Origin of the sequence: Streptomyces sp. NBC_00885 (genome assembly GCF_045207475.1) — a bacterium.
In the GTDB taxonomy this organism is placed as follows: domain Bacteria; phylum Actinomycetota; class Actinomycetes; order Streptomycetales; family Streptomycetaceae; genus Streptomyces.
On the sequence record NZ_CP108796.1, the window covers coordinates 530,777 to 547,140 of the forward strand.

General features: G+C 70.7%; 15 protein-coding genes. 1 reads left to right on the top strand and 14 read right to left on the bottom strand.

The annotated features are described in order from the left end of the window. Positions 1-3 precede the first annotated feature (3 nt). The 3 genes from OHA61_RS02555 to OHA61_RS02565 form a co-directional block, all read right to left on the bottom strand. Positions 4-657 (bottom strand): EboA domain-containing protein, encoded by a 654-nt coding sequence (locus OHA61_RS02555; protein ID WP_406301476.1) that lies wholly within the window; start codon positions 655-657, stop codon positions 4-6. Positions 658-699: 42 nt separating this feature from the next. Continuing rightward, positions 700-1,863, bottom strand: coding sequence for an inositol-3-phosphate synthase (locus OHA61_RS02560; RefSeq protein WP_406301477.1), 1,164 nt, complete (start codon positions 1,861-1,863; stop codon positions 700-702). Positions 1,864-1,931: 68 nt separating this feature from the next. Next, positions 1,932-3,062, bottom strand: a complete 1,131-nt coding sequence (locus OHA61_RS02565) for a ScyD/ScyE family protein (RefSeq protein WP_406301478.1) — start codon at positions 3,060-3,062, stop codon at positions 1,932-1,934. A 421-nt stretch (positions 3,063-3,483) separates the two neighbouring features. On the opposite strand from OHA61_RS02565, the gene OHA61_RS02570 reads away from it, so the two are divergent. After that, positions 3,484-4,569: a methyltransferase gene (locus OHA61_RS02570; protein ID WP_406301479.1), complete on the top strand. Its 1,086-nt coding sequence runs from the start codon at positions 3,484-3,486 to the stop codon at positions 4,567-4,569. Positions 4,570-4,647: 78 nt separating this feature from the next. On the opposite strand, the gene OHA61_RS02575 is transcribed toward OHA61_RS02570, so the two are convergent. From OHA61_RS02575 to OHA61_RS02625, 11 genes are all read right to left on the bottom strand, one after another. Beyond that, positions 4,648-5,469 (bottom strand): alpha/beta hydrolase, encoded by an 822-nt coding sequence (locus OHA61_RS02575; RefSeq protein ID WP_406307262.1) that lies wholly within the window; start codon positions 5,467-5,469, stop codon positions 4,648-4,650. Positions 5,470-5,750: 281 nt separating this feature from the next. After that, entirely contained in the window at positions 5,751-7,271 is a 1,521-nt protein-coding gene (locus OHA61_RS02580) for an FAD-dependent monooxygenase (protein ID WP_406301480.1), read from the bottom strand. A gap of 66 nt (positions 7,272-7,337) precedes the next feature. Beyond that, entirely contained in the window at positions 7,338-8,819 is a 1,482-nt protein-coding gene (locus tag OHA61_RS02585) for an FAD-dependent monooxygenase (protein WP_324986620.1), read from the bottom strand. 2 nt (positions 8,820-8,821) lie between these two features. Then, on the bottom strand, positions 8,822-9,766 hold the full coding sequence (locus tag OHA61_RS02590; RefSeq protein ID WP_406301481.1) for an aromatase/cyclase: 945 nt from the start codon (positions 9,764-9,766) through the stop codon (positions 8,822-8,824). Positions 9,767-9,798: 32 nt separating this feature from the next. Next, the gene (fabG, locus tag OHA61_RS02595) at positions 9,799-10,584 is read right to left on the bottom strand and encodes a 3-oxoacyl-ACP reductase FabG (protein WP_328666192.1); all 786 of its coding nucleotides are present in this window, start codon (positions 10,582-10,584) and stop codon (positions 9,799-9,801) included. Positions 10,585-10,596: 12 nt separating this feature from the next. Then, positions 10,597-10,866 carry an acyl carrier protein gene (locus tag OHA61_RS02600; protein ID WP_405604677.1) on the bottom strand — a complete coding sequence of 90 codons (270 nt, stop codon included), beginning with the start codon at positions 10,864-10,866 and terminating at the stop codon, positions 10,597-10,599. Between the two features lie 73 nt (positions 10,867-10,939). Next, positions 10,940-12,190, bottom strand: a complete 1,251-nt coding sequence (locus OHA61_RS02605) for a ketosynthase chain-length factor (protein ID WP_324986609.1) — start codon at positions 12,188-12,190, stop codon at positions 10,940-10,942. Next, positions 12,187-13,458, bottom strand: coding sequence for a beta-ketoacyl-[acyl-carrier-protein] synthase family protein (locus OHA61_RS02610; RefSeq protein ID WP_361914853.1), 1,272 nt, complete (start codon positions 13,456-13,458; stop codon positions 12,187-12,189). The genes OHA61_RS02605 and OHA61_RS02610 overlap by 4 nt, the downstream gene beginning before the upstream one ends. Further along, positions 13,455-13,784, bottom strand: a complete 330-nt coding sequence (locus OHA61_RS02615; protein WP_324986602.1) for a TcmI family type II polyketide cyclase — start codon at positions 13,782-13,784, stop codon at positions 13,455-13,457. Before OHA61_RS02615 ends, OHA61_RS02610 begins: the two co-directional genes overlap by 4 nt. A 231-nt stretch (positions 13,785-14,015) precedes the next feature. After that, positions 14,016-14,711: an antibiotic biosynthesis monooxygenase gene (locus OHA61_RS02620; RefSeq protein WP_406301482.1), complete on the bottom strand. Its 696-nt coding sequence runs from the start codon at positions 14,709-14,711 to the stop codon at positions 14,016-14,018. Between the two features lie 52 nt (positions 14,712-14,763). Continuing rightward, positions 14,764-16,233 (bottom strand): FAD-dependent monooxygenase, encoded by a 1,470-nt coding sequence (locus tag OHA61_RS02625; RefSeq protein ID WP_389371147.1) that lies wholly within the window; start codon positions 16,231-16,233, stop codon positions 14,764-14,766. Positions 16,234-16,364: the final 131 nt, after the last annotated feature.

Genomic DNA, 16,364 nt, shown 5'->3' on the forward strand with positions numbered 1-16,364 from the left:
CTGTCAGGGCTCCTGCCCCGGGCCGCCCGGCTGCTCGGCGGTAAGAGCGAGCACCCGGTACAGGTCATCGGGCACCTCGCGGCCCGCCGCGTCTCGTTCCCCGGCGTAGTCGCCGAGCATGCGGCCGAGTTCCGCGTCGCCTCTGGCGCGCTCGGCGAGAAAGGCGATCGCGTCGACCGGTACACCGTTGAACAGGCACTTGAGGACGGCGTGGCGCCAGGCGTGCGGATCGAGGTGCTCGGCGGCGTACGGGCCCACCGCGGCGGCGACCAGCCGCGTGTCGTTGGTACGCAGCGCGTCCTCGACGAGCGGCAGCCCCTGGAGGGGATCGAGGCCCAGATAGGGCAGGGCGCGCAGGACCGCACGACGCTCCGCGGCGGAGCCCTGATGGTAAAGACGGGCCACCGCGGGAGCCTTGGTACGGGCGGCATGCAGCAGCAGGACCCGGATGACGTCCGCGGCGTCCTCGCCGCAGTAGCGGCCGGCTTCTGCGAATCGCAACTCCCAGGCGGGCAGGCCGCGTTGGGCGGGTATCGCGGAGTGGTGCCGGTCCGCCTCGGCGGCGGCCAGCGCGCCTTCCAGCCAGTCACGGGCGGGGGGCGCGAGCCGCTCTTCCAGAACGGTGTGCAGATCGGCTGTTTCCGCTTGGGCGTACATCAGGTGCTTCCTCCGTTTCGTAGGACCTGCGCGGACCGCGCGTCACGGTGCCTTACGCAGCCGGCCGGCGAACGAAAGCAGCGCCTCGAACTGCTCTCCCAGCGCCGCCGGACCGCCGTCGGGATCCTTGAAGTAGAAGCCCAGCTCCGGCAGCGGGCCCGCCAGGCCCACCTCGTGTGCGCGGGCCAAGAGCACTGCAAGGTCAAGCACCAGTGGCGCCGCGAGCGCGGAGTCGCAGCCCTGCCAGATCGTCTGGAGGATCATCCGCGAGCCGAGGAAACCCTCGAACGCGATGTGGTCCCAGGCCGTCTTCCAGTCACCGAGTGCCGGGACGTTGTCGATGTGGACCTCTCCCTCGGGCACGATGCCGAGGGTGTCGTTGAGCACCCGGTTCTTGCCCGCGTTCTTGGCGGCCGCGGCCCGGGAGTCGGCCAGTGCCGCTCCGTCCCCGCCGCCCAGCAGGTTGGTGCCCGACCATGCCCGCACCGTCAGGGCGCGCTGCACGAACATCGGGGCGAGTACGGAACGGAGCAGCGTCTGGCCTGTCTTGCCGTCACGGCCCGCGTAGGGCAGTCCGCAGACGGTCGCCGACGCCGCGAGCGCGGGATGACGCAGCCCGGCCGAGGGGGTGAAGTTCACATAGGGGCAGCCCGCGCGCAGCGCCGCCGCGGCGTAGAGCGAGCTCGCTGGAAGGCGGGCGTCGCCCGCCGCGGTGGCGGGTTCGGTGGAGGCGACGTTCACCACAACCGCGCGGGCCAGTCCGCGGCGGCGTACGAAGTCCGTGATGTCGGCGGTGAAGGCGGCGATCAGTTCCTCGTCGGTCCTCATGTCGCCGGACTGCGGCCCACCGGGACGTATCTCCGCGTCCGCGTCGGCCAGTTCGCTCCGTACGGCGGCGGCCAGCCCGTGCGGAATCACTCCCCCGTCGGCCAGGGCTTCCGCCCGCTTGGGCAGCGGGGCGCTCTGCGTGTCGTGGCCGCCGAAGACCAATGAGTCGAGCGGCACAAGGCCCGAGTCGGCGAAGGGCGGTGTCCCGGTGACCATGCCGGTGGGCGGGGTCAGTCCGGCGGCCACTGCGGCGCACCCGGCGACGGCCGTGGTGGCGAGCGAACCGCGGGCTCCGAGGAACCACACTCCGGTCCTGGGCCGGGGATCGAGGGTGTCGGGGGTGTCAGGGGTGCCGGGGGTGTCGGCGGGAAGGGACACGGCTGCCTCCTGGGTCGTGGGCGCGGACGGTCCCGCCGGAGGTGCAGGGCCGGCGGGACCGTCGGGCCTCACTGGGTGATGCGCACCAACTCGCCGCTGGTGCCGACCGACTTGTTGGTCACATAGATCTCGTCGTGCGGCCCGATCCCCAGGCCGGTCGACATCGACAGCTTGTCGCCGGTCGGGACCTCGGTGACTTCCTTGGACAGCGTGTCGATCTTGTGGACCTTGCCGGGCAGCGGACCGGTCTGCGTGTAACCGCCGGTCAGTGACAGCGCGACCAGATTGCCCTTGCTGTCCAGGGCGAGGTCGCTGAGCGCGGTCAGGCCGTTGACGAAGACCTGCGGCTTGTGGCCCGGCACGATCTTCCAGATCCGCGACGCGCCCGGCTTCAGGGCGCCCATGTCGCAGACGTAGATGGTGCCGTCGCCGGCCACGACGACGCCGCTGGGCACTGCCTGAACCGGCTTCCCGTCGGCCGACTTGCTGTCGGGGAAGATCGTTTCGGTCGAAGGGCGTCCCCAGCCGGGGACCTTCACCAGGTCGTTGCCGCCCGCGTCGGTCACCAGCCAGCCGGTGCGGGTCTGCGCGAAGCGCCAGGCGTTGCTGTGCGCCGTCGTGGGTTCCTGCGGTGTCGGCGCGTGGCCGAGGACCCAGTCGGGGTCGGCCTCGGTCTCGTACTTCACGAGGTCGCCGAGCACCCGGCCGGAGCGGGACTGGTAGAGGGTGCCCGTGTACTTGCCGTCCTCGCCGAGCGTGGCGCGGTGCTCGAGGTTGCCGCCACCGCCGTTGAGGACGACGAAGCCGCCACGGGGTCCGGGCGCCACGTCATTCGGACCGGTGGCGGAGACCGGCTCCTGCGGGCTCTTGGGGCCGACGCCCACCGACTGCAGGCCGGTGACGATGCGGCCGCTGCTCCTGCCGCCGCCGACGCGGTAGACCGAACCTGTGGCACCGACACACTCCGTGCCGGCCGCGCAGCCGGGCTTGCCGGTGCCCGACTCGGCGATCAGGACCGTGCCGTCCCTCAGTACGGCGATGCCGCGCGGGTTGTTGAGCCCGCTCGCTATGACCTCGTAACCGGGTGTCGTCTCGTTCTGCGCGGCTTGCGCGGCACTCGGCCCCATGGCCGCCGTGACGCTGCCCACGGCAGCGGTCGCCAGGACGGCGCCCGTCCATGACCTGCCCAATCTCGACATCTCTCTCCCTCGTCGTGAGCCTGCCCCCTGTCGTGGGAGCGGTTGGGAAACCCGCGTCACGATAGGCATGCATTTCACGCCGGTCTTGCGTGTCCAATCGGCGGCGATCAGTGGTGCATTGTGGTTCGCCCGGCCTGTGACCAGGGTTTTGGGGCTATGACGCGACGGCGGCCGCGGTGTTCAACTGCGGTGATTCCGCGCTTGAACACAGGCCGCCGCCCTAGGAGTTCTCGAGAATAGGAGCCGCTTTCCTGAGCAGTTGTCCGGCTCTGCGCGGCAGCTCTACAGTCGGCCGGGCGAAGCCCATGGTTTCCGGAAATCGATGTATCCCGTACGGCCGCCGGAATACACGTAATGCGCTGAACACGCGCCGCCACGCGGGAAGTCCGACACAGCTGAGCCACTGCAACGGAGGAAACTCATGCCCGCTCTGCCACCCGCCCCAGTCGTCCGCGCCGTCGAAGGTGTCCGAGCGCGTCTGCAGCACCTCACCCGGAAGCTGGCGCCCGCACCGTTCGCCCTGCTCGAGCTGGCTCAGGGCTCCATGGTCACCCAGGCGATCTACGTCGCCGCCGAACTCCGCGTGGCCGACGCGCTGGAGGACGGGCCGCTCACCGTGCAGGAGCTCGCGCGCGAGGTCGACGCCGACCCCGAAGCGCTGCACCGTCTGCTCCGCATGCTCGCCGGCCACTCGATATTCGCGGAGCAGGGCGACGGCCGGTTCCGGCTCACACCGATGGCCGACGCGCTGCGCGAGAACGCACCGGTTTCGATGCGCAATATCGCCGTCCTCATGGGCCACCCCACCCACTGGGAGGACTGGGGCCATCTGCTGGATTCGGTCCGCACGGGCGAGCCGAGCATGCCGAAGCTGCGCGGCATGGGCGCATTCGAATATCTGGAGGCGAATCCCGACTACGGCAAGGTGTTCATCGGTGGCATGGGCGCCATGTCGGACACCGAAACGCTGCCCATTGTGGCGGCGTACGACTTCTCGCGGTTCGGCACGATCGTCGACTTCTGCGGCGGACGCGGAACCCTCCTCGCGGGGATTCTGCAGCGCGCGGCCGGTGCGCGCGGAATTCTCTACGACCCCCGCGTGGACAACAACGGCGCCGCGGACTTCCTAAAGGAGGAAGGTGTCGCCGACCGGTGCACCATTGTGGGCGGGGGCCTGTTCGACGCGCCTCCCGCGGGTCACGACGCCTACATCCTCAAGCACATCGTGCACGACTGGCCCCAGTCCCAGGCGCTGGAGATCCTCAAGAGGGTGCGGGAGGCGATCAGTCCGGACGGCCGGCTGCTTCTCATGGAGATGGTGCCGCCGTCCTCGGGGAACGCGCCGCATGCGGCAAAGCTCGTGGACCTGTGGCTGATGCTGCTGGTCGGCGGCAAGGAGCGCACCCAGGAGCAGTACGCCGAACTGCTCGCCGCCGCCGGGTTCCGGCTGGAGCGGGTGGTGCAGACCGCGGCGGCGATCTCGATCGTCGAGGCCCGGCCCTGCTGATCGGGCGGCGCGGCCGCTGACGCTGCCCGGACGACGTTTGTGGCCCAGGACCGATGCGGTCCTGGGCCACGAGTTTCGTCACTTGGCGGTGAGGCAGTCCTCCAGGAACGCCAGGGCCCGCAGATGGTAGGCGCGGGCCGCCCAGCCCAGGCTGATGTTGTGGCCCGCGTCCGGCTGCCGGTCGATCTGGACCCGGGGGGCGGCGCTCAGCCGTGCCCGCAGATCGGCGAGGTCCTCCTCGCCGTGGTGCCACCAGCGCTCGTGCTCCGCGAACGTCAGCCGGACCGGGACGCGGACCCTGGGTGCGATGCCGGGGAAGAGCTCGGGCCAGCGGCCGAGTTCCGAGGCTTCGCGCAGCGGCATCGGGGCCACGACTGTGGCGCAGAAGCGGAAGGTGTCCGGCGGATACAGGCTCAGCGGGCCCCAGTGCCGCCGGGTGTCCTTGCCGTCGCCGTTCGCGGCGGGGACCGCCGCATAGCGGTGGCCGCAGCCGGAGATGTCCATACCCAGCAGCCGCGGTGTCTCTGCGGGGTCCGCGGCCGTGCACAGGGCGAGCTTCCCGCCGAATGAGTGGGCGAGCAGGAACAGTCCCGCGCCGGTCGGATACCGGGAGGCGAAGTCGGCGAGCGCGGCACGCAGCAGCACGGTCTGCTCGGCCAGCGTCTGTCCCTCGGGCAGAGCCGCGGCGGACCGCCCGTAGCCGGGGCGGTCCACGGCCAGGACCGTGTAGCCGAGGCTCGCGCCGAGGAGGAGCAGGGACTGGTCGGGATGGGCCGTTCCGTCGAAGTAGCCGGCGGTCATGCCGCCGCCGTGGACGGCGACCACGACCGCGCGGGGGGCCGTGTGCTCCGGCTCGATGAGCAGGGCGGACAGGGCGACGCCCGCCGCGTCCAGGGTGATCCGGCGTACCGGACGGGACGGGGCGGGCGTCGGCGGGGCGGGCGGGGGCGGGGCGGGCGGGGGCTGGGGCTGGGCGGCATCGGGCTCCGCGGTGGCCACCGCGGGCGCGGGCCCTGCCGGTGGCAGGGCCGTCCCCGGCGCCCCCGCCGGGGATGCCCCGGCCGGGGATGCCCCGGCCGGGGATGCGCCCGTCAGGGAGACACCGGCAAGCGGGGTTCCGTTCAGCGGATCGGACAATGCGCTCCCCATCAGCGTCCCCCACAGACCGGGCCAGTCCTGGATCATGTGCCGGACCCGTCCCGCGAGTCCGGGCCGAACCAGCGGTGCAGGGCCTTGGTCAGGCCGTCCAACTCGTCCCCGCCCCAGGCCACATGGCCGTCGGGCCGGATGAGCAGCGCGGCCGTGCCGGCCAGCGGGTCGGCGCCGTCCACCGGCTTGGGCACGGCGGTGGTGACGCTCACGCGGTCGTGCCGGCCGGCTGCCGTCTGTCGGATACGAGCGTCGTCGGCGAGGTCGAGCAGTACACCGCGCGCCGGGTGCAGCAGTTCGGTGGTGCTCATCTCGCCCTCGGAACCGATTAGTTGACGGCGCGGAAGGCGGCGGCCGAGGAGCGGATGGTCGCCGTCGCCGAAGTCGTAGCGGATGTCGAGGCCGCTGACGATTCCGGCCAGATGCCGTTTCACGTCGTCGTACTCGATGAGTTCCGAGAACAGTTCGCGCAGCGGGTCCGACTCCGGGCCGCCGAGGAAGACCATGCCCTGGGCACGGGTGTTCATCAGCAGCCGCCTGCCCACCGGGTGCCGTTCGCCGTGGTAAGTGTCGAGCAGACCGTTCGGTGCGCCGCCCCTGATCACGGCGGCCAGCTTCCAGCCGAGGTTGGCGGCGTCCTGGACTCCGCTGCTCAGCCCCTGCCCGCCGGCCGGGAGGTGGATGTGTGCCGCGTCCCCGGCGAGCAGGACCCGGCCGCGGCGGTACTCGGAGGCCTGGCGGGAGGCGTCGGTGAAGTAGCTCACCCATTCGGCCCCGCCGCCGTGGATGTCCTCGCCGGTGATGTGCTGCCAGGCGTCGGCGACTTCCGTGAAGGTCACCGGCATCTCATCACGGCCGCGCGCCGGCGTGCCGTTCGGGCAGACGATGATGCGGTCCACGCCCTCGGCCAGCGGAGCCGCCATCACCATGCCGTTGGGCAGGCGTTCGCCCAGGAAGCGAGGGCGCAGCCGGCAGCCGGTCACATCGGCGAGGAACATCGCGCGGGTCGCCGATGTGCCGGGGAAGTCGAAGCCGGCGGCCTTGCGGACGTTGCTGTGTCCGCCGTCGCAGCCCACGAGGTAGGCGGCGCTCAGCCGCTTGACCCCGTCCGGGGTCTGCACGGTGACCGTCACGCCGTCGCCGTCCAGGAAGCCGTCCGCCAGCTCGAGGAACTGCCAGCCGCGGCGGATGTCCGCGCCCAGCCGCGAGGCCCACTCCTCCAGTACGGCCTCGGTCTGGTTCTGCGGGATTCCGCGGGCTCCGAAGTGGGCGCCCTCCAAGGTGGTGTAGTCGAACTGCACCCCGCCGAAGTGGCCCATCGGGCTGATCTCCAGCGTCTCGCCCTGGCCGAACCGGGGCAGGAGTCCGCGCTGGTCGAACACCTCCATGGCGCGGGCTGTGAAACCCAGGCCCCGTGACTGGCCGGTGGGCCGGGTCAGCTGTTCGGTGACGATGACGCGTGCCCCGCCCAGACGCAGCTCGGCGGCGAGCATCAGTCCGGTCGGACCTGCGCCGACGATGATGACGTCGGTGTCCACGGCTGTCCCTTCCATGGTTGTCCTTTCCTCGAGATGGAGTTGTGGTGCCGCGGGTGGAGGGTTGGGGCGGGGCTTCGGGGCTCAGCGCGGCGGGCCGAACCAGCGTTCCAGCGCCTGGCGCAGTCCGGCGGTCCCGTCTCCCGCCCAGGCGACATGGCCGTCCGGTCGCACCAGGACACAACCGGTGCCGTCCAGTGCACTGCCCGCTCGCGGGAGCGCCGCCAGCAGGCTGACGCGGTCGGACCAGCCGTTGTACGGGGACAACGGTGCTCCGGCCCCGCCGCTCAGATCGACGAGTATGCCGCGAGCGGGGTGCAACAGCTGGGAGGTGGTGAGGTGTCCTTCACCGGAGAGCAGAACGGTGTGCGGCAGCCGGGCGCCGAGCAGCGGATGGCCGGCCGGATCGGCGTCGTAGCGGATGTCCAGGCCGCTGATCATTCCGGCGAGATGCTCGCGCACCGGGGCGTACGCGATGAGCTCCGACAGGACGGCGCGTACGGGCTCGACTTCGCTCCCGCCGAGCAGCAGCCGGGCCTGGGCCTCGATGTTGGCCAGGACCCGCCGGCCGACGGCGTGCCGCTCCTGGTGGTAGGTGTCGAGCAGACCGTCTCCGGCCCGGCCGGACACCGTCGCCGCCAGTTTCCAGCCCAGATTGAAGGCGTCCTGCAGACCGAGGTTGAGGGCCTGGCCGCCGATGGGCATCTGGCGGTGGGCCGCGTCCCCGGCGAACAGGATCCGGCCGTGGCGGTAGCTGACCAGCTGGCGGTTGGCGTCGCCGAAGGAGTTCACCCACAGCGGCTTTCCGCCGCTGATGTCCTCGCCGGTGACCCGCTTCCAGATGGTGGCGATCTCCTCGAACTGCGCTTCCTCGGCGCGCGGCCGCGCGGTGCTGCCGAACTCGTGCACCATCACGCGGGTCACGCCGTCGTTGCGGCGGGCCGCGATGGCCAGCCCCTGCGGCAGCCGGTTGAAGCGCCGGTCGGGGACGGTGATGCCCTCGACGTCTGCGCGCAGCAGTTCGCGGCGGGCGTCGTGGCCCGGAAACTGGGCGCCGATGAGCCGGCGGACCGTACTGTCCTCGCCGTCACAGGCGACGAGGTACTGGCCGCGTACGTGCACGATGCCGTCGCGGCCCGCGGCCTCGGCCCGTACGCAATGCCCCTCCCCGGCCCGGTCCTGGGACAGGGCGCGCAGCTCGTGACCGCAGCGGATGTCGGCGCCCAGCGAGAGCGCCCACTCCTCCAGCACCGCCTCGGTCCTGGTCTGCGGCACCTTCCACTGGCCCGGGTAGGGGCTCGGCAGGGTGAGGTCGAGCGGGATGCCGCCGAAGTGGCCGCGTGTCTCGTTCGGCGGTGTGCCGAACTGGGTGAGGAGACCGCGGCTGTCAAGGATCTCCATGGTGCGGGCGTGCAGGGTCGAGGCCCTCGACTCGTCCGTGTGGACGTGCCGCTTCTCCAGGACGACCACGTCGAGGCCGCCCAGTCTCAGCTCACCGGCGAGCATGAGCCCGACGGGGCCGGCGCCGACAACGATGACCTGAGTGTCCAGGCGGTCCGCGGCCACGGTCAGCTCTTCTGTTCGGCGTAGCTCTTGGCGTGGTCCAGGGTGGCGCGGCTGTTCGTACTGAGCGCCGTGTGGACGTATGCGCGGGCGTCGGCGACGGTGGCGTCCGGGCCGAGGATCTTCGCGATGTTGGCGGCGTTGAGGGTGACGGTGTGCTGGGAGGAGGCGTCGGTGCCGCCGCCGGCCGGCTCGTCGAAGGTCCAGACGCCGGTGTGCAGGGTCATCAGCGCGGGCAGCGTGACCTGCTTGTAGGCGATCTTGTGGTGCGGGAACGTCACCCGGTACGACTTGGTGGTGTGCACCGAGCCGTCCTTGGCACGGGTGTCCATTTCGAGGGTCTGCAGGCCGGGCGTCTCCTCCGTGAGCCGCACGGTTGCCACATGGGGCAGCCGCTCGGACCACAGGTCCGCCTCGTTGATGAAGTCGAACACGTCCTTCGCGGCGCCCGCGATGTGCACGGAGTCGGTGAAGGAGAAGGTCACCTCCTCGGCGGCGTGCGCCAGTTCGACGTTCTCCTTGAGCGCCGCCAGCTCGGCGGTGCTGTTCTTGTCGACGGCCCGCTCGATCCAGAGCAGATCGTGCGCGTCGTCGTCGACGGCCCGGTAGTCGTGCAGCAGCCGGACCCGGGACTCCGTCTCGCCGAGTGGCTCGATGATCCAGGTGCCGCCCATGGCGGCGACCGGCGGGGCGGTGATCTCCTGCCGGAAGGTGATACGCAGGGCGCCGGGATCGAGCGTGCGGCGCGATGCCCAGTTCTTCGCCTCGCCGTTGGCGGTCGCCCAGATGCGGATCCGCTCCCGGGTCCCGTCCGCGTCCGCCTCCAGCTGGTCGACGTGGATCGTCGGCGGGAAGATGCGCGGCCAGTTGGTGACCTCCGCCAGCAGCCGGTAGACCTCCGCCGCCGGGGCACCGACCGTGATCTCGTGCTCGACTTCACGGGTCGTCATGACCACTCCTCCTTCACATGCTTTGGACGGGATCAGAAGTTGCCGAGGCCGCCGCAGACGTTGAATGCCTGCGCGGTGATGGAGGCGGCCGTGTCCGACGCGAGATAGCCGACGAGTCCGGCGACCTCTTCGGGGGTGGAATAGCGGCCGAGGGGGATCTTCGCCTGGAACTTCTCGAGGATCGCCTCCTCCGAGGTGTCGTACGCGGCGGCATATCCCTGCCGCACCCGCTGCGCCATCGGTGTCTCGACGTAGCCGGGGCAAACGGCGTTGACCGTGATGCCGGTGGGTGCCAGCTCGTTGCCGAGCGCCTTGGTGAAGCCGACGACACCGTGCTTGGACGCCGAGTACGGCGCGCCGAGCACGACGCCCTGCTTGCCCGCGGTGGAAGCGATGTTGATGATCCGGCCGCGGTCCTTGTGCCGCATGGCGCCGGTGTTGAGGACCGCCTTGGTGAGCCGGAAGACGCTGTTGAGGTTGGTGTCGATCACCTCGTCCCACAGCTCGTCGGCAATGTCGGCGGTCACTCCGCCGCCCGACCGGCCGGCGTTGTTGACCAGCACGTCGATCGGGCCGAACCGGTCGACGGCGGCCTGGACGAACGCCGCCACGGCCCCGCCGTCGGTCACGTCGACGACCGAGCCGTCGACGTCGAGCCCCTCGGCCTGCAGCTCCTTGACTGTGGCGGTGACGTTCTCGGCGCTGCGCGCGCCGATGTACACCTGGTGGCCCTGCGTGGCCAGCAGCCTGGCCGTCGCGAGACCGATCCCGCTGGTCGCACCCGTCACCAGGGCGACGCGTGCCGTCTTCTGTGTCATGTCGGACTCCCCTCAGGCTGCCTGGACGGGCGCCAGCTGCGCGTTGACGGCTTCGATGAGGGCGCGCGGAGTCTCGGCGTCGGCGACATCGTCGTCATCGAGCGAGATGTCGTACTCCCGCTCGATGAAGCCCCCGGTCTCCAGGAGCGCCAGTGACTCGTAGCCGAGGACGGCGAAGGGCGTGTCCAGGATGTCGCCGTCCAGGTCGACGCCCTCCTCCGCGCCCGCGGCCTGGAGCAGGATGCGCTTGAGGTCTTCGATGGTGAAAAGCTTGGTGGCCATGTGAATCCCTTCATCGATACGGCATGTGGTGGTACGTGTGCCTCGGGGTACGAGGCGGTTTCCTCAGGGGTTGCTACGAGGTGCTGCCGGGGGCGCGCACGACCATGGCGGAGTTGAATCCGCCATGGCCCCGGGCCAGGACCAGCGCGGTCCGCACCTCGGCGGTGCGCGGCTGGTTCAGGACCAGGTCCAGGACGTACTCGGGGCAGGGGTCGATGTGCACGGTCGGCGGGATGACGCCTTCCTCCATGGCGAGGAAGGCCGTTGCCAGGTCCAGCGGCGCGGCGCCCGAGTACAGGCGTCCGGTCATCGTCTTGGGCGCCGTGACCGGGACCCCGCGGACCCCGAAGACGGCGGTGATCGCCTCGGCCTCGATACGGTCGAGCGCGGGGACGCCCGCCCCGTCGGCGAAGACCACGTCCACGTCGCCCGGGGCGATTGACGCGTCGGCGAGGGCGATGTCGATGGCCTTGCGCAGACCCGGCTCGCGTCCGGGACCGTCTTGTTCGCTGGGCCGTCCCGTGCTCGGCCTGGGGTCGATGGTCGCCCCGTAGCCGGCGATCTCGCCATAGACGCGGGTGCCCCGGGCGCCTGCGGACTCCGCGTCCTCGAGGATGAGGATCGCGCCTCCCTCGCCCGGCACATATCCGCGCGCGTCGCGGTCGAAGGGCAGGTACGCCCTTGTCGGTTCGTCGCTGGTGCTGAGCTTGCCGCCCGCGAGCTGGGCCACCCAGCCCCAGGGGCAGAGCGACGCGTCGACGGCGCCGGACACGACCAGGCTGGTCCCCTTGCGGATCTGCCGGCGGGCGTGAGCCACCGCGTCGAGGCCGCCGGCCTGGTCGCTGACGACGACGCCGCTGGGGCCCTTGATGCCGTTGCGGATGGATATCTGGCCGCTGTTGACGGCGTAGAACCAGGCGAAGGACTGGTACGCGGAGACGAACTGGCTGCCCTGGCTCCACAGCTTCTGCAGTTCGCCCTGGCCGAACGCGAATCCGCCCGAGGCACTCGCGGTGACGACGCCCATGTCGAACTCGGGGAGGTCTTCGGGACGTACCCCGGCGTCGGCGAGTGCCCAGTCGGCCGCCACCAGCGCGATACGCGTCATTCGGTCGGTCTGCGGGATGAGACGACTGGGCAGATACTGCTCCGCCTCGAATCCGGGGATCTCCCCGGCCAGCCGGGACGGATAGCCGGACGGGTCGAAGCGGGTGATGCGGCCGATGCCGCTCTTGCCGCTCAGGGTCGCCGCCCAGTAGTCCTGAGCGCCCAGCCCGTTGGGAGAGGCGATGCCCAGGCCGGTGACCACTACCGACGAGGTCATATGAGGCTCCTTTCGTGACTGGCCAGAACCATGGCGCTCTGGAATCCCCCGAAGCCGCTGCCGACGGTGAGGACCGCGTCGACGAGCTGGTCGCGCGCCGTGAGGGGTACGTAGTCGAGGTCGCACTCCGGGTCGGGGGTGTGCAGATTGGCTGTCGGCGGCACCACGTCGTACTCCATCGCCAGCGCGGAGGCGGCGATCTCGATCGAGCCGATGGCGCCCAGCGAGTGCCCGACCATGGACTTGATGGAGCTGACGGGGGTGCGGTAGGCGTGGTCGCCGAGGCTCTTCTTGAACGCCGCGGTCTCGTGCCGGTCGTTCTGCTTGGTGCCCGAGCCGTGCGCGTTGATGTAGTCGATCGCGTCGCCGTTCATCCGCGCCTCGTCCAGCGCGACCCGGATCGCCTCCGCCATCTCCGCGCCGTCCGGGCGCAGTCCGGTCATGTGGTACGCGTTGCTGCGGGTGGCGTAGCCGGCGATCTCCGCGTAGATGTGGGCGCCCCGCTTGCGGGCGCTCTCCAGCTCCTCCAGGACGAAGAAGGCGCTGCCTTCGCCGAGCACGAAACCGTTGCGGGTGCCGTCGAAGGGACGTGAGGCGCGCTGCGGGTCGTCGTAGCGCGGGGTTGTGGCCTTGATGGCGTCGAAGCAGGCCATGGTGATCGGCGAGATCGGGGCGTCGGAGGCGCCGGCGATCATGATGTCGACGGAGCCTTCCCGCAGCAGTTCGACGCCGTAGCCGACCGCGTCGATGCCGGAGGTGCAGCCCGTGGAGACGACGGTGCTCGGCCCCTGCGCGCCGACGGCCCAGGCGACCTCGGCCGCGAACGAGCTGGGAACGAGATGGTTGTACAGGTGCGGGGCCGCGTACCGGTGGTCCACGAGGTCCAGCCGGCCGCCGTCGCTGACGACCCGGTACTCCTCGTCGAGCCCCATCGTGGCACCCACGGCGCTGCCCACGGTGACGCCGATGCGGTACGGGTCGAGGCCGCCCAGGTCGAGTCCGCTGTCGCCGACCGCGCCGCGCGAGGCGACCACGGCGAACTGCGCGGCCCGGTCCATGCGCCGGACCTCCTGCGGGCTCAGCCCGTGGCCGTAGGGGCAGAAGTCGATCTCGGCGGCCACCCGGGAGCGGAAGGGCGCGGGGTCGAAGAAGGTGATCCCGCGGGTCGCGGTGCGTCCGTCGCTGAGGAGGTCCCAGAAGTTCTTGGCCCCCACCCCGCCCGGGGCGATGACCTCGAGACCGGTGATGACCACCCGGCGCCCGCTCACGCCGACGCCTTCCAGGTGTAGAAGCGGGTGGCCATGGCGTCGGACGGCGAGCGCCAGGTGGCCGGGTCGTATGCCTCGATGAACGGCTTCAGGTCATCGCTGATCCCGACGAAGCGCGGGTCGCTCTTGGCCTGTTCGATCAGCTCGCCGCCGTTGTCCTCGTCGAAGTCCTGCAGGTGGAAGTACAGGCCCCGGTAGGAGAACAGCTGGCGGCGGCGTGTTCCCATGATCCGGGGCATGTCCGTCGCGTCGAAGTCGGCAAACAGCCTGGCCACCTCAGCACTGGAACCGGGTGCCATCCGGGCGACGATCAGCGTGCTGTTCATACGTGTTCGCTCCTTGGCGGTCGCGGTTTGAGCTCGCAGGGCCGACGGTGAGGCCTCGCGATCGTGCCCGGCACGGGGGAAGCCAGAATTCCGCCAGAGTCGGAATGGCCTGATCTCTCTCAGCACCGGCCGGGCACATCAGGACGCCCGGCTCGCCGAAGGAGCCGGGCGTCCTGTCGCTTCGGTCGTGCCGTGCCTAGGTCCTGTCCGGTCGATCAGGCCGGATCAGTGTCACTGGCCGGCCGAGCGCGTGTGGACGACGCGGTAGGTGTTCCAGTCGCTGCTGGTCGCCAGGGACTCGACGCGGGCGTGCGACTTCTGCCGGGCCGGGGACTGCTCGCCGTGCGGCAGTGCGCGGAACGCGTCGTAGGAGTCCTTGTCGGCCCACTGGGAGTAGACGACGACGAAGGAGCCCTCCAGGCCCCTGGCGGCCAGGCCGCGCAGGACGCTGTGCGAGCGGTAGCCCGGGACGTCGAGCAGCCAGTCCTGGGACGGGCCGAGCGCGTCGACCAGGTCGCCCTGGTCGCTTTCCGCGACCCCGAAGACCTCGATCACGGTGAGGTCGTCGCGGGTGGGCGAGATCTCGATCGTGTCGCCGGCTGACGGGTGGCGCTGGGTGAACGCGATCTCGTTCTGCAGCAGCCGGATCGATGTCGTGATCTCGCCGAAGACCGGGAGCGTGCGGTGCTTGAACTCCTCACCGGCGTACCGCGCCTGAAGGTCCTCCCCGCTGCGCCACTGGATGAAGTTCGCGGTGCCCGGCTTGTCCTGGCCGGCGTGCACGGTGCTGGAGATCCAGCCCTCGTACGTCGCGGCGTCGACGATCTTCCGCATCTCCGCCAGGAGCTTGTCCTGCTTCTCGGGGGCGTCGGTCGTGAACAGGTTGAGGACGGTCAGATGCTGGTCCTCGGTGGAGATGATGGGCATTTCTTCCTTCGCTTCCTTGAGGGTGGCGGGTGTAAGAGCCGTCGTTCCAGGCTCAGTCGGGCAGGCCGAACCAGCGGCCGAGCGCGTCGGCCAGGCCGTCGGTGCGTGAGCCGGAGGGCGAGGCCCAGGCGACGTAGCCGTCGGGGCGCACGAGGATTCCGTCCATGGGGGCCTCGCAGTCGGGGTCGTCGGCGGTGACCGTGTCGACCCGGCCGGCCCAGCCGGCGGCGATCTCGCGCAGCTGCGGGTCGCCCTTCAGGTCGAGGAGCACGCCGCGGCCGGGGTGCAGAAGCTCCGAACTGCTGGTCTTCCTGCCGCCGATGACCACTTCCTTGTCCGGAAGGCGCCGGCCGAGCAGCGGGTGGTCGCCGGGGCCGACGTCATGGCGGATGTCGAGGCCGGTGACCATGCCGACGAGGTGGCGCTGGACCGACTCGTGCTGGGTCAGCTCGGCGAGGACGCCGAGCAGCGGCGTCATCTCGTCCCCGCTGAGGTAGAGGATGCGCTGGGCAAGGGTGTTGGTCAGGATGCGGGCCCCGACCGGGTGGCGCTCGCTGTGGTACGTGTCGAGCAGGCCGTCGGGCGCCTTGCCCTGGATGTCCAGGGCCAGCTTCCAGCCGAGGTTGACGGCGTCCTGCACTCCCGCGCTCATCCCCTGGGCCCCGATGGGCAGATGGATGTGCGCCGCGTCGCCGGCCAGGAACACGCGTCCGCGCCGGTACTCGGCGGCCTGACGGCTGACGTCGGTGGTGGAGCTGACCCAGAGCGGCGTGGCGCCGCTGATGTCCTCGCCCGACAGCCGCTGGAAGGCGGCGGCCACCTCCTCGAAGGAGATCGGCTCGGGGCCGGTGCGCAGCGGTTCGTCCCGGTCGAAGTAGATGATCCGGCTGCGGTCGGGGCCGATCGGCAGCACCATGACCATGCCGCCAGGCACCCGTTCGCCGCTGAAGCGCGGCCGCAACCGGATGCCCGCGACATCGGCGAAGCGCAGCTCGACGGCGGGGTCGGTGCCGGGAAAGTCGATTCCGGCCAGTCGGCGGACGGTGCTGCGCGCGCCGTCGCAGCCCACCACGTACCGGGCGCGCAGCGCGCTGGTGCCCTCGGGCCCGCTGAGCTGCACACTCACGCCGTCGTCGTCCGTGTCGAGGCCGACGACCTCCAGCGACCGGCGTATCGTCACGCCCTGTTCGCCGGCCCAGGCGCCCAGCATGGCCTCGGTGCGCGACTGGGGTATTCCGCGGGCCCCGTACGAACCTCCGCCGACCACACGGTAGTCGAGAGGCACGCCGCCGAAGTGACCGGCCGGAATAACGTCGACATCGCCGAGACGGGACAACAGGCCCCGTTGATTGAATTCTTCGATCGTGCGCGCCGAGAAACCGAGAGCCCGCGATTCCCTGATCGGTTCGGCGAGCCGCTCGACGACGGTGACCGACACTCCCTTGAGACCCAGCTCGCCCGCGAGCATGAGTCCGGTGGGGCCGGCCCCTACAATGATCACGTCCGCGTCAAAGGTGTCCATCTGCCCTCTTCCAACTGGTGTTTCTCGAGTATCGCGAGGGGCTCGGCGAGCCGTAAATAGCCGCCGGTACAGGCCTTTTACAAGCCGGTACAGATTTCTGCCGTGAATGTCAGATCTCGTACAGGAAGGCT

Coding starts and splice junctions, on each gene's coding strand:
- OHA61_RS02555 (WP_406301476.1), bottom strand. CDS start 657: ATGTACGCCCAAGCGGAAACAGCCGATCTGCACACCGTTCTGGAAGAG.
- OHA61_RS02565 (WP_406301478.1), bottom strand. CDS start 3,062: ATGTCGAGATTGGGCAGGTCATGGACGGGCGCCGTCCTGGCGACCGCT.
- OHA61_RS02570 (WP_406301479.1), top strand. CDS start 3,484: ATGCCCGCTCTGCCACCCGCCCCAGTCGTCCGCGCCGTCGAAGGTGTC.
- OHA61_RS02580 (WP_406301480.1), bottom strand. CDS start 7,271: ATGGAAGGGACAGCCGTGGACACCGACGTCATCATCGTCGGCGCAGGT.
- OHA61_RS02590 (WP_406301481.1), bottom strand. CDS start 9,766: ATGACGACCCGTGAAGTCGAGCACGAGATCACGGTCGGTGCCCCGGCG.
- fabG (WP_328666192.1), bottom strand. CDS start 10,584: ATGACACAGAAGACGGCACGCGTCGCCCTGGTGACGGGTGCGACCAGC.
- OHA61_RS02600 (WP_405604677.1), bottom strand. CDS start 10,866: ATGGCCACCAAGCTTTTCACCATCGAAGACCTCAAGCGCATCCTGCTC.
- OHA61_RS02605 (WP_324986609.1), bottom strand. CDS start 12,190: ATGACCTCGTCGGTAGTGGTCACCGGCCTGGGCATCGCCTCTCCCAAC.
- OHA61_RS02615 (WP_324986602.1), bottom strand. CDS start 13,784: ATGAACAGCACGCTGATCGTCGCCCGGATGGCACCCGGTTCCAGTGCT.
- OHA61_RS02620 (WP_406301482.1), bottom strand. CDS start 14,711: ATGCCCATCATCTCCACCGAGGACCAGCATCTGACCGTCCTCAACCTG.
- OHA61_RS02625 (WP_389371147.1), bottom strand. CDS start 16,233: ATGGACACCTTTGACGCGGACGTGATCATTGTAGGGGCCGGCCCCACC.